Below are 12,685 nucleotides of genomic sequence, written 5' to 3'. Positions count from 1 at the left end.
GGCACGGGGCCGGGTCGCCACGGCGACCCGGCCCTCAGCCTTCCCAGAGGCCTCGGAGGTTGCTCACCGCCGTCCGGCCGGCGCGGTTCGCGCCGACCGTGGAGGCGCTCGGGCCATAACCGACCAGCTGCACCCGCGGGTCGGCCACCACCTGGGTGCCGTCCATGACGATCCCGCCGCCGGCGGCGCGCAGGCCCAGCGGGGCCAGGTGGTCCAGGGAGGCGCGGAAGCCGGTGCACCACAGGAGCGTCCGGGCCTCGACGTGGCCGGGTCCGCCGACCCACCCGTCACCCGGGTGGTCGGGGTCGTCCCACACCACACCATCGGGCGTGATCCGGTCGAACATCGGGCGGGCGCGCAGCACACCGGCGGCGATCCCGATGCGGTAGGCGGCGGTCAGCGGCAGACCGGTGACGCTCACGATGCTCTGCGGCGGCAGGCCGGCCCGGGTGCGCTCGTCGACCTGCGCCACCGCGTCGCGGCCCACCTCCGGGGTGAACGCCTCGTCCCGCCACGCGGGCGGTCGGCGGGTGACCCACGTCGTCGTCGTCACCCGAGCCAGCATGAGGGTCAGCTGGACGGCCGAGGTGCCGCCCCCGATCACGACGACGTGCCCGTCGGCCAGGTCCTCCGGCAGCCGGAAGTCGTGCGAGTGCAGCTGTCGCCCGCGGAAGCCTCCGCGCCCGGGGTACGCAGGCCAGAACGGCTTCTGCCAGGTGCCGGACGCGTTGATCAGGCCGCCCGCGCGCCAGACGACGACCTCCTCGGGCCGCCCGACGCTGCGGGACCGCACCAGGAGCTTGTCGGCCTCCGACGTCACGGACTCCACGCGGACGGGCCGCTGGACGTGGAGGTCGAAGGCCTCCTCGTACTGCGCGAAGTAGTACGGGACGGCGAACGCGGCGGGCTCGTCCAGGTCCGGCACGAGCAGCGGCATGCCGGGCAGGTCGTGGACGCCGTGGGCGTCGGCCATGGTCAGCCCGGGCCACCGGTGCTGCCAGGCGCCGCCGGCCTGCGGTGCGTCGTCGAGCACGACGAAGGTCGCGCCCGCGCGCTCCCAGCCGGCCTCGCCCACCGCGACCAGACCCGCGCGACGCAGGTGGTAGGCGGCGGACAGGCCCGCCTGCCCCGCACCGATGACGACGACCGTGACGTCGACCGGTTGCCGGTCGGCAGCTCGGCGCGCGCGTCGGGAGCGTCGGGTGTCGCCGCCTGCCTCGGGACGCGGAGGGTCCTCGCTCACGACAGGACCGCGGCGGCGGGGTTCCCGCGGGTGTCCGGGGTCCCGCCGATCGCTGTCGGGGAGCTCGGGGTGGCGTCCATGGCCCGACCAACGTACCCGTTCAGCCGGTGACGTCCCCCGGTCGTGGTGGGATGTCCTCATGGTCGACGACGCGTCCACGCAGGTCATCGTGAGTGCGACGGCCGGTCCGCTCACCGCGGCCGCCGCCGACGAGGTGCGGGCCCTGGCCGAGCGGGCCGCCGCCACCGACGGGGTCGCACCGCTGTCCGAGCAGCCGCTGCTGTGGCTGACCGAGCCGGAGGCCCCGGTGATCCACCTGCGGGCACAGGGGCCGGACGGCCTGGTCGGGTACGCCCAGCTCGACGTCGGCTCGCAGTCCTCGGTCCGGGCCGAGCTCGTCGTCGATCCCGGGCACCGCCGGGCGGGCGTCGGCCGCGCGCTCCTCGCCCGGGCGCAGGCCGAGACGTCCTCGGTCCGGGACCGCGAGCTGCGGGTCTGGGCGCACGGCGACCTGCCGCCCGCCCATGCGTTCGCCGCCGACGCCGCCATGGTGGTCGTCCGCGTGCTGCTGCAGATGCGCCTGGACCTCACGGCACGGTTCGGCCCGGAGCCGACCCTGCCACCCGAGGTCACGGTGCGGGCGTTCGTCCCCGGCCGCGACGAGGACGCGTGGCGGCGCGTGAACTCCCGCGCGTTCGCGCACCACCCGGAGCAGGGCCGGATGACGTCCGCCGACCTGCAGGCCCGCGAGGCCGAGCCGTGGTTCGACCCGGAAGGCTTCCTGCTCGCCGAGCGCGACGGGATCCTGCTGGGCTCGGTGTGGACCAAGGTGCACGCGGCCGGCGAGCACGGCGACGAGCCCGTCGGAGAGATCTACGTCGTCGGCGTCGACCCCGACGCGCAGGGGCTCGGGCTGGGCCGCGCCCTGACCGCGCTCGGCCTGGACCACCTGGCGGCCCGGGGCCTCGCGACGGCGATCCTGTACACCGGCGCCGAGAACACGGTCGCGGTGCACACCTACGAGCGCGCGGGCTTCGTCCGGTCGGCCGTCGACGTGATGTTCGGTTCAGATACCAAGAGTTCACCTGTGGGTGTCACGATGGGCGCATGACGGACGCCACTGCCCTCGAGCCGTCCTTGGCGGCTCACATCGCCGAGCACGTGCAACCCGCCCCGCTCCTCGAGGTCGAGGAGAACGAGATCGACGCGGAGCCGCTGCCCGACGACCGGTTCCTGGACCGGGAGCTGTCGTGGCTCGCGTTCAACCAGCGGGTGCTCGAGCTGGCCGAGGACCGGGACATCCCCCTGCTCGAGCGGGTGCGGTTCCTCGCGATCTTCGCCTCCAACCTCGACGAGTTCTTCATGGTCCGGGTGGCCGGCCTCAAGCGCCGCATCGCCACCGGCATCGCCGTGACCGCCGCGTCGGGCCTGTCCCCGCGGCAGGTCCTCGAGGCGATCAGCGACGAGGCGCACCGGCTCATGGCCCGCCACGCGGCGGTGTTCGCCGAGCAGGTGCAGCCCGAGCTGGCGCACGAGGGGATCACGCTGGTCCGCTGGGACGAGCTGGGCGAGAGCGAGCAGGACCGCCTGCGCAAGTTCTTCCGTCGCCAGATCTTCCCGGTGCTGACCCCGCTGGCGGTGGACCCGGCGCACCCGTTCCCCTACATCTCCGGGCTCTCGCTGAACCTCGCGGTCGTGGTCACCAACCCGGCCACGGGCAAGGAGCACTTCGCGCGCGTGAAGGTGCCGCCGCTGCTACCGCGGTTCATCGCGGTCGACGCGTCCGGCCGGCCCAGCGCGCCAGACATCCAGGCCGCCTCGCCCGAGAAGGGCCCGATGTCGTTCGTGCCCGTCGAGGACGTCATCTCCGAGCACCTCGAGCACCTGTTCCCGGGCATGATCGTCCAGGAGCACCACACGTTCCGCGTGACGCGCAACGAGGACGTGGAGGTCGAGGAGGACGACGCCGAGAACCTCCTCAAGGCCATGGAGAAGGAGCTGCTCCGGCGCCGCTTCGGCCCGCCGGTGCGCCTCGAGATCGCCGACAGCATCAGCCCGCGCATCCGGAGCCTGCTCATCCGCGAGCTCGACGTCGCCGACGACGAGGTCTACCAGCTTCCCGCACCGCTGGACGCCACCGGCCTCAACCTCATCGCCGACCTCGACCGCGCTTCGCTGCAGTTCCCGCGGTTCGTCGCCTCCACCGCCCGGCAGCTGGCCGAGGTGGAGAGCGCGACGCCGGCGGACATGTTCGCCAAGATCCGCGAGCGCGACATCCTGCTGCACCACCCGTACGACTCGTTCTCGACCTCGGTTCAGACGTTCCTGCAGCAGGCCGCGGCCGACCCGCAGGTGCTCGCCATCAAGCAGACCCTGTACCGCACCTCGGGCGACTCCCCCATCGTCGACGCCCTGATCGACGCCGCGGAGGCCGGCAAGCAGGTGCTGGCCCTCGTCGAGATCAAGGCGCGTTTCGACGAGCAGAACAACATCTCGTGGGCCCGCAAGCTCGAGCAGGCGGGGGTGCACGTCGTCTACGGGATCGTCGGGCTGAAGACGCACTGCAAGCTGTCGCTCGTGGTCCGCCAGGAGTCCGACGGGCTGCGTCGGTACTGCCACATCGGCACGGGCAACTACAACCCGAAGACCGCCCGGCTGTACACCGACCTCGGGCTGCTCACCAGCGACCTGGAGGTCGGGCAGGACCTCACGCGCCTGTTCAACCAGCTGTCCGGGTACGCGCCGAAGTCGCGGTTCCACCGCCTGCTCGTCGCGCCCCGCTCCGTGCGCGCGGGCCTCATCGAGCGCATCGACCGCGAGGCCGCGGCCGCCCGTGAGGGCAAGCCGGCGTGGATCAAGATCAAGGTCAACTCGATGGTCGACGAGGCGACGATCGACGCGCTGTACCGGGCGTCGCAGGCGGGCGTGTCCGTCGACCTCGTGGTCCGCGGCATCTGCGCGCTGCGTCCGGGCGTCCCCGGCCTGTCGGAGACCATCCGCGTGCGCTCGATCCTGGGCCGCTTCCTCGAGCACTCGCGCATCTTCGCGTTCGCCGCGTCCACGCTTCCGGACGAGGCGACCTTCGAGGGACCCGAGGTGTACATCGGCTCGGCCGACCTCATGCACCGCAATCTCGACCGCCGGGTCGAGGCCCTGGTGCGGATCGCCGACGCCGAGCAGGTCAGCGAGCTCGTCGAGCTGATGGACGAGTCGATGGACGACAGCACGGCGTCGTGGCACCTCGAGCAGGACGGCACCTGGGTCCGGCACCACCTCGGGCCCGATGGACCGCTGCCCGACCTGCAGGCCGTGCTGATCAACCGGCAGCGGCGCCGGCCGGGCAACTCCCGGTGAGCCCCACCCAGGCACCGGTCGTCGTCGAGGCGGCCGGGGCCCTCGTATGGCGCGTCCGTCTGGGGCGCCTGCAGGTCGCGCTCGTCCACCGCCCCCGGTACGACGACTGGTCGTGGCCGAAGGGCAAGGTGGACCCGGGCGAGACGATCCTCGCGGCGGCCACGCGGGAGGTGGCCGAGGAGACGGGCCACGACGTGGTGCTCGGCGTCCCGCTGCCCGGCCTGGAGTACCCGCTGTCGGACGGCCGCCGCAAGCGGGTGCACTACTGGGCCGCCCAGGTGGCGGGCCGGCCCGACGCGGCCGCGCTGCGGGCCCGGCCGCCGGTGCCCCCCGCCTCGACCAAGGAGATCGACCAGCTGCGCTGGTTCGACGTCTCCGCCGCGTCCAAACGGCTGACCCGCGACGACGACCGGGAACCGCTGGCCACGCTGGTCGAGGCCTACGACAAGGGGCGACTGGACACCCGCGCGCTCGTGGTCGCCCGGCACGGCACCGCCCGCCGGCGGGCGGACTGGAAGGGCACGGAGCTCGACCGGCCGCTCACCCCGGTGGGCCAGCGGCAGTCGCACCAGCTGGTGTCGATCCTGTCCACGTTCGGCGTCGGGCGCGTAGTGACCAGCGCGTGGGCGCGGTGCGTCAGCACGGTCGCGCCGTACGCCGCGGCCGCCCAGGTCACCCCGGAGGTCTCGACCATCCTGACCGAGGCCCAGCACTCCACGTCGCCCGCGCGGGTGGCCGCCGAGGTGCTCGCGCTGCTGGAGTCGCGGGGCGACGCGGTGCTGTGCACCCACCGCCCGGTGCTGCCGACCGTCGTGGACGTGCTGGCCCAGCACGCCACGCGTCAGGTCGCCGACGTGCTCCCGGCCGCCGACCCGTTCCTGCACCCGGCCCAGGTGCTGGTCGCGCACGTGGCGCAGACCCCGAAGGGGCCGCGCGTCGTGGCGACGGAGACCCACCGCCCGTACGAGGACTGAGCGAGAACGACGCTCAGGTGAGGATCGGGTTGAGCACCCAGTAGACGCAGGCCGCCACCGTCGCGGAGGCGGGAATGGTCAGTACCCAGGCGTAGGCGATGTTCTTGGCGACGCCCCAGCGCACGGCGGACAACCGCTTGGTGGCGCCGACGCCCATGATCGCGGACGTGATGGTGTGCGTGGTCGAGATCGGCGCGTGCAGCCAGTACGCGCTCGCGTACAGCACGGACGCGGCGACCGACTCGGCGACGAAGCCGCGGGCGGGGTCGAGCTCGATGATCTTGCGGCCGAGCGTGCGCATGATGCGCCACCCGCCGGAGTAGGTGCCGAGCGAGATCGCGAGCGCCGACGAGAGCTTGACCCACAGCGGGATGCCGTCGCCGCTGTAGTACCCGCCGGCGACGAGCGCGAGCACGATGACACCCATCGTCTTCTGCGCGTCCTGGAGGCCGTGCCCGAGGGCCATCGCGGCCGCCGACGCGGTCTGCGCCACCCGGAACCGCCGCATCGTGCGGGCCGGCGCGGAGTTCCGCACGAGCCACAGCACACCGACCATCAGCGCGAACGCGAGGAAGAACCCGACGAACGGTGAGAGCACCATCGGGAGGACGACCTTGTCCAGGATCGCGTCCCAGTGCACGGTGACGCCCGCCGCGACGCCGACGCCGGTGAGCGCGCCGATCAGCGCGTGGGTCGACGACGAGGGCAGGCCGAGCCGCCAGGTGATGAGGTTCCAGACGATCGCGCCGATGAGCGCCGACAGCACGATGATCAGCGCCTCCTGCGAGGAGACGCCGCCGATGCTGATGATGTCCTCGGCGATGGTCTGCGCCACCTCTGTGCCGAGCAGGGCGCCGACGAGGTTGAACACGGCCGCCATGATGAGCGCCGCGCGGGGCGTGAGGGCCCTGGTGGACACCGACGTCGCGATCGCGTTCGCGGCGTCGTGGAAGCCGTTGGTGTAGTCGAACCCGAGCGCGAACGCGACGACGACGATGACGAGCGCGAGTTCCACCGCGCTCAGGACTCCTTGAGCGCGATGGTCTCGACGGTGTTCGCCACCTTCTCGAACGCGTCGGCGGCGTCCTCGAGCTTCTCGACGATCTCCTTGACCTTCATCAGCTGGATGGCGTCCGTGACCTCGTCGAACAGCTGGGCCAGGAGCTTGCGGTGGATCTTGTCCGCCTGGTTCTCCAGGCGGTTGACCTCGACCCAGTACTCGGAGAGCGAGTCCATCGAACGCAGGCGGGGCATGGCCTCTGCCGTGAGCTCGGCGGCGCGCTGGAGCACCTGGACCTGGTCGGACACCCGGGCGGGCAGCTCGTCGACCTTGTACAGGACGATGAGGTCCGCGGCCTCCTCCATGTAGTCCATGCAGTCGTCGAGGCTCGAGGCGAGGTTGTAGATGTCGTCGCGGTCGAACGGGGTGACGAACGTCTGGTTGAGCCGCCGCATGATCGAGTGCGTCGCGTCGTCCGCCTCGTGCTCGGCGTCGGCGATCCGCTTGCCGATCTCCTTCCGGGTGGCCCGATCGGCCCCGAGCATCTCGCCCAGCAGGTTCGCGCCGGTGACGAGATGGACCGCCTGTGCGGCGAAGAGGTCGAAGAACGTGGTGTCGCGCGGGGTGAGGCGCAGGCGCACGGCAGGCTCCGGAAAAGGGGGTGGGAGGACGGGGATCAGGCTAGGTCACGGTCAAGGGAATGCCTAACGCACGGCATCGTGCGCATGGACACATGGTGACAGCCGGATGACGTCTTGGGGGCCGTTGCGATGAGCGACGCCGGACCGCGGAGCGCCTCTCGGCGCGTGGCCGCTCGAAGCGGCTTGAGATGGAGCCCGGGGCTACCGCGGCCCGACGTCGAGAGTGATCGTACGCCTGGAGGGCGCCCGGCGAGCGGCGGTCGGGGGACGACGCGCCTGCCCCAGCGGGCCCCACCTGCGGATTCACCCCTGCGCGATCGCGCTCACTCGAGCCGGTCCGCGCGCCACAACGACGCCGCGCGCTCGAGCTCCTCGGCCGTCCGGACCAGCGAGGCGGCCCCGCGCGTGAGGCGCACCGCGCCGCTCGGGTCGACGTCGTCCAGGTGGTCGGCGTCGAACGCGGCACCCGTGGCGAGCACGCGACAGAACGCGGCGGCACGCTCGAGCGCGACGTCGAGCTCACCGGTGTAGACGCCGGAGAGCACCGCGTCGGCGACCGCTCGCACGTCCGCGGGACCCGGGGTGTCCGCGACGCCGGCGACGACGTCGTGCACCGGCGCCGCCGCCACGCCGAGGCGGTAGCGGTCGGCGATGGTCACGGGGTCGCGGCGCACCCACTCGCGCAGCACGTAGAGCCGCCACAGCGCACCGGGGAGCGTGTCTGCCGGGCTCTCGGACCAGAGGGCGGCGACGACGTCGAGGCCCTCGGTCTCCACCAGGGACACCAGCCGCGCGACGACCTCGGGGTCGGTGTTCGCGCGGCCGCGGTGCACCAGCGCCGCCGCGGTCGTGTGCGCGGCCTCGTTGCGCAGTGCGGGGTCGTACCCGCCGGGGAGCTCGTCGGCCGCCGCGGGGTCGAGCATCGCGGGGCGTCGCGGTCGTCTGGCCCCGCCGTCACCACCGCCTGTGCCGTTCATCGGACGATGATCCCTCGGACACCGACGTCGGGCCACATCGCAGCGCCGTCGGAGGCGTCGACGAGTCCTTCGACGTGCGCACTCACCGCGCCAGGGCCAAGGTGGGGATGGATCTCCCGGGAGCGGCCCGGGGGCGAGGGAGGTCGGGTCATGTCCCACGCGTCAGGGTCGCCGGAGGATGCGACGGGGGGCTCGGCCGTCCCGCCGAGCCCGTACAAGAACAAAGCGATCGCGCTGGCCATCGCCGCCGCGGTCGGCGGCTTCCTCTTCGGCTTCGACAGCTCGGTCATCAACGGCGCCGTCGACGCGATCGAGGGCGAGTTCGACATCGATCCGGCCGTCACCGGGCTCGTCGTCGCCATCGCCCTGCTGGGCTGCGCCTTCGGTGCGTGGCTGGGTGGCAAGCTCGCGGACCGCTGGGGCCGCACCCGGGTGATGTTCCTCGGGGCGGTCCTGTTCTTCGTCTCCTCGATCCTCTCCGGTCTCGCGACCGGTGTCTGGGACCTGGTGCTGTGGCGCATCATGGCCGGCATCGGCATCGGCATCGCGTCGGTCATCGCGCCGGCGTACATCGCCGAGATCGCCCCGGCCGCCATGCGCGGGCGGCTCGGGTCGCTCCAACAGCTCGCCATCACCCTCGGTATCTTCGCGGCCCTGCTCTCCGACCAGCTCCTGCAGACGGCCGCGGGGGGCGCGTCCGAGGAGCTGTGGTTCGGCCTCGAGGCGTGGCGCTGGATGTTCATCGTCGCGGTGATCCCGGCGGCGGTGTACGGCATCCTCGCCCTGCGGATCCCCGAGTCCCCGCGCTACCTGATCGCCACCGGCAAGCGCGAGGAGGCCAAGAAGGTCCTGGCCACCACGCTCGCGGAGGGCGACGACGTCGAGGCGCACGTCGTGCAGATCGAGCACACCATCGCGACCGACAAGAAGCTCGAGTCGCAGGCCAGCCTCAAGGGCCCCCGGTTCGGTCTGCTGCCCGTCGTCTGGATCGGCATCCTGCTGTCGGTGTTCCAGCAGTTCGTCGGGATCAACGTGATCTTCTACTACTCGACGACGCTGTGGCAGGCCGTCGGGTTCGAGGAGAGCCAGTCGTTCATGATCTCCACGATCACGTCGATCACCAACGTGCTCGTGACGTTCATCGCCATCGCGCTCATCGACAAGGTCGGCCGCCGACCGCTCCTGCTCACCGGATCGTTCGGCATGGCGGTGACCCTCGGGGTCATGGCGCTCGCTTTCACGCAGTCGACGGGCACGGGCGACGAGCTGACCCTCGACGGCTCGTGGGGGGTCATCGCCCTGATCGCGGCCAACCTGTTCGTGGTGTTCTTCGGAGCCACCTGGGGTCCGCTCGTCTGGGTCCTCCTCGGCGAGATGTTCCCCAACCGCATCCGCGCGGCGGCCCTTGGCGTCGCGGCCGCGGCGCAGTGGATCGCGAACTTCGTCATCACCGTGTCGTTCCCCCCGCTGCTCGACACGTTCGGCGCGTCCATCCCGTACCTGCTGTACGCGATCTTCGCGACGCTGTCCTTCTTCTTCACGCTCTGGAAGGTGCCCGAGACCAAGGGCATCGAGCTCGAGGACATGGAGGGCGTCAAGGTCGACCGCACGCGTCGAGGCTCCGCGACGAAGGCCTGACACCTCCCACCCACGGCCGGGCCCCTCCACGGGCCCGGCCGTCGTGGCGTCCGGAGGAGTGCGCCTCTCGGTTGCTTGCAGCAAACATTCGTCGTATGGTTGCGCCGAGCAACAAAGGGAGTGCCATGTCGTCCGTCCGGCCCGAGACACCGCCGCAGACGCTGCTGCGATCGGTCGAGGCCTTCAGCCGCGCCCTGCGCGAGTCGTCGCTGGGGGTGGCCCGAGAGATCGGCTGCTCGAAGGGCACGCTCGCTGTCGTCCGGATCCTCCAGCGCGAGGGCACCCTCCAGGTCGGCGACATCGCGCACGCCCTGCGCGTCGACATCTCGGTGGCCAGCCGTCAGGTGAGCCAGCTGGTCGACGACGGGCTGGTCGAGCGCGCCGTCGACGACGGCGACCGGCGCGTGCGCACCGTGCGCCTCTCCCCCGCGGGCCGCTCGCTGGCCGTCGAGGCCGGCGCCATCCTCGACCGCCGCGTCGACGAGATCTTCGCCGACTGGTCCAGCGTCGACGTCGAGGCCGCCACGGCATCGCTCGACCGGCTGACCACGACGATCTCGAGGCTCGCCACCGAGGACGTGCTCACCCCCGCCTGAACCCCACCCGACCTATCGATCGAGCACCACGAGAGCGAGACATGTCCAGCACCACCACCGCGCCCGAGCCCACCAGCACCGCGGAGCCGACCACACCGAAGATGACCCACCGCGAGGTCCTCGAGTCCCTCTCGGGCATCCTGCTCGGGATGTTCGTCTCGATCCTCGCGACCAGCGTCGTCTCCTCGTCGCTGCCCAAGATCATCTCCGACCTGGGCGGCACGCAGTCGGCCTTCACCTGGGTGGTCACGGCCACCCTGCTGACCACCACCGTCTCCACCCCGATCTGGGGCAAGCTGGCCGACCTCGTCGACCGCAAGCTGCTCATCCAGCTCGCGCTGGCCATCTCCGTGCTGTCGTCGGCGCTCGCCGGGCTGTCGCACACCACCGGCATGCTCATCAGCATGCGCGCGCTGCAGGGCATCGGCGCCGGCGGTCTGACCGCGCTGGGCACCATCCTGATCTCCGACATCATCAGCCCCCGCGAGCGCGGCAAGTACATGGGCCTCATGGGCGCCGTGATGGGCATCGGCATGGTCGGCGGACCGCTGCTCGGCGGCGTCATCACCGACGGCCCGGGCTGGCGCTGGAACTTCTTCATCGGCCTGCCGTTCGCGGTCGCGGCGATCATCGTTCTGCAGCGCACCCTGCACCTGCCCGCGCGCAAGTCCCGCAAGGTGAAGATCGACTACCTCGGCGCGACGCTGATCTCGCTCGGCATCGCGACCCTGCTGCTCTGGATCACGTTCGCCGGCTCCTCGTTCGAGTGGGCCTCGTGGCAGACCGCCGCGATGGTCGGCGGCGCGATCGTCGCCCTCGCCCTGGCCGTGTGGGTGGAGTCCCGGGCCGCGGAGCCGATCATCCCGCTGCACCTGTTCAAGAACCGCACGCTGGTCCTCGCGGTCGTCGCGAGCATCGCGGTCGGCGTCGCCCTGTTCGGCACGTCCGTGTTCCTCAGCCAGTACATGCAGCTGGCGCGCGGCAAGACCCCGACGCAGTCCGGCCTGCTGACCATCCCGATGATCTTCGGCCTGCTGGTCTCGTCGACGATCTCCGGGCAGATCATCAGCCGCACCGGCAAGTACAAGAAGTTCATGATCGCCGGCGCCGTCCTGCTGACCTCGGGCCTCGGCCTCATGGGCACCATCCACTCCGACACGAGCTTCACGCTGGTCGGCCTCTACCTGGTGATCATCGGCGCGGGCGTCGGCATGCTCATGCAGAACCTCGTGCTCGCGGTGCAGAACACCCTGGACGTCAAGGAGATCGGCTCCGGCACCTCGACGGTGGCGTTCTTCCGGACCCTCGGTGGCGCGCTCGGCGTGTCCGCGCTGGGCGTCGTGCTCTCGCACCGGGTGACCACGCTGATCGCCCGCGGCCTCACCGGTCTCGGGATCGACCCGGCCGCCATGGGCTCCAGCGGCGCGATCCCCGACCTGTCGACCCTCCCCGAGAACATCCGGGCGGTCGTCGAGCAGTCCTTCGGCAACGCGATCGCGGACCTGTTCCTCGTCGCCGCGCCGGTCGCGCTGGTCTCGCTGATCGCCGTGCTGTTCCTCAAGGAGGTGCCGCTCGGCAACCGCTCCGGCATCGAGCAGATGCTCGAGCAGGAGGGTGCGATGCTCGCGCCGGCCACCTCGCCGGACGCGGCCGTCGAGCCGGCCCAGACCGCCGACGCCGAGCTCGAGGCCCTCGAGGCCGAGCAGAAGGTCTCCGCGAGAGACTGACCCGGGCACGACAGAGCCCCGCCACCGTCACCGGTCGCGGGGCTCTGTCTATGTCTCAGTGCGTACGGCGCGCGGCTGCGAGGTCCGCGTTGAGCCGAGCCAGCTGATCGGCCAGCGCCTCGATGTCGGAGTCGCTCCACCCGGTCAGCGCGCGGTGCAGGAATGCGCGGCGCGCCTGCTGCGCGGTCTCGTAGCGCTGCCGGCCCTCGTCCGTCAGCTCGAGGAGCTGACCGCGGTAGTCGTCCGGATCCGGACGGCGGGACACCAGACCGAGCGACCCCAGCCGGGCGAGCTGCCGCGACATGGTGCCGCGGCCCACGCCGATGTTGGTCGCGAGGTCGCTGGCGCGGATGCCCGGCGTCGCCGCGATGAGCGCGAGGAGCGAGTAGGCGGCGGGCTCGAGATCGGGGTGCACGTCGCGCGAGATCGACGCCGAGGAGGCTTGCGCGCGGCGCAGCAGAAGACCGAGCTCGCGCTCGAGCTGCCGGAACTGTTCGTCGACCACGGTCACATCCTGACGGGACCGGCGCGAAAT

General features: G+C 71.8%; 11 protein-coding genes. 6 read left to right on the top strand and 5 right to left on the bottom strand.

The annotated features are described in order from the left end of the window. Positions 1-34: 34 nt before the first annotated feature. On the bottom strand, positions 35-1,243 hold the full coding sequence (locus AC1DYZ_RS13245) for an NAD(P)-binding domain-containing protein (RefSeq protein WP_477065654.1): 1,209 nt from the start codon (positions 1,241-1,243) through the stop codon (positions 35-37). 139 nt (positions 1,244-1,382) lie between these two features. On the opposite strand from AC1DYZ_RS13245, the gene mshD reads away from it, so the two are divergent. Genes mshD through AC1DYZ_RS13230 form a run of 3 tightly spaced genes read left to right on the top strand, consistent with a single transcriptional unit; the run spans position 1,383 to position 5,571 of the window. Further along, a complete protein-coding gene (gene mshD, locus AC1DYZ_RS13240) occupies positions 1,383-2,354 on the top strand; it encodes a mycothiol synthase (RefSeq protein ID WP_477065653.1) in 972 nt (323 codons plus the stop codon). Further along, a complete protein-coding gene (locus AC1DYZ_RS13235) occupies positions 2,351-4,597 on the top strand; it encodes an RNA degradosome polyphosphate kinase (RefSeq protein ID WP_477065652.1) in 2,247 nt (748 codons plus the stop codon). Before mshD ends, AC1DYZ_RS13235 begins: the two co-directional genes overlap by 4 nt. Beyond that, the gene (locus AC1DYZ_RS13230; RefSeq protein ID WP_477065651.1) at positions 4,594-5,571 is read left to right on the top strand and encodes an NUDIX hydrolase; all 978 of its coding nucleotides are present in this window, start codon (positions 4,594-4,596) and stop codon (positions 5,569-5,571) included. Before AC1DYZ_RS13235 ends, AC1DYZ_RS13230 begins: the two co-directional genes overlap by 4 nt. Before the next feature lie 13 nt (positions 5,572-5,584). Here AC1DYZ_RS13230 and AC1DYZ_RS13225 read toward each other — a convergent pair whose 3' ends face one another. The 3 genes from AC1DYZ_RS13225 to AC1DYZ_RS13215 form a co-directional block, all read right to left on the bottom strand. Further along, complete coding sequence (locus AC1DYZ_RS13225; protein WP_477065650.1) at positions 5,585-6,586, bottom strand: inorganic phosphate transporter; 1,002 nt, start codon at positions 6,584-6,586, stop codon at positions 5,585-5,587. A 5-nt stretch (positions 6,587-6,591) separates the two neighbouring features. Continuing rightward, complete coding sequence (locus AC1DYZ_RS13220) at positions 6,592-7,212, bottom strand: DUF47 domain-containing protein (RefSeq protein ID WP_477065649.1); 621 nt, start codon at positions 7,210-7,212, stop codon at positions 6,592-6,594. 323 nt (positions 7,213-7,535) lie between these two features. Beyond that, positions 7,536-8,135: a hypothetical protein gene (locus AC1DYZ_RS13215; protein ID WP_456826328.1), complete on the bottom strand. Its 600-nt coding sequence runs from the start codon at positions 8,133-8,135 to the stop codon at positions 7,536-7,538. Positions 8,136-8,339: 204 nt separating this feature from the next. Between AC1DYZ_RS13215 and AC1DYZ_RS13210 the strand changes: the two genes are divergently transcribed. The 3 genes from AC1DYZ_RS13210 to AC1DYZ_RS13200 all read left to right on the top strand — a co-directional run bounded on the left by AC1DYZ_RS13210 (position 8,340) and on the right by AC1DYZ_RS13200 (position 12,150). Then, the gene (locus tag AC1DYZ_RS13210; protein WP_477065648.1) at positions 8,340-9,827 is read left to right on the top strand and encodes a sugar porter family MFS transporter; all 1,488 of its coding nucleotides are present in this window, start codon (positions 8,340-8,342) and stop codon (positions 9,825-9,827) included. A 125-nt stretch (positions 9,828-9,952) separates the two neighbouring features. Then, positions 9,953-10,423 (top strand): MarR family winged helix-turn-helix transcriptional regulator, encoded by a 471-nt coding sequence (locus tag AC1DYZ_RS13205; protein ID WP_477065647.1) that lies wholly within the window; start codon positions 9,953-9,955, stop codon positions 10,421-10,423. A gap of 41 nt (positions 10,424-10,464) precedes the next feature. Then, positions 10,465-12,150: an MDR family MFS transporter gene (locus tag AC1DYZ_RS13200; protein WP_477065646.1), complete on the top strand. Its 1,686-nt coding sequence runs from the start codon at positions 10,465-10,467 to the stop codon at positions 12,148-12,150. 55 nt (positions 12,151-12,205) lie between these two features. On the opposite strand, the gene AC1DYZ_RS13195 is transcribed toward AC1DYZ_RS13200, so the two are convergent. Next, a complete protein-coding gene (locus tag AC1DYZ_RS13195) occupies positions 12,206-12,655 on the bottom strand; it encodes a MarR family winged helix-turn-helix transcriptional regulator (protein ID WP_477065645.1) in 450 nt (149 codons plus the stop codon). Positions 12,656-12,685 lie beyond the last annotated feature (30 nt).

This window comes from Cellulomonas sp. P1_C4, assembly GCF_056406355.1.
Note: the sequence above shows the minus strand (reverse complement) of the source record. Positions and strands in the feature narration are given on the sequence as shown.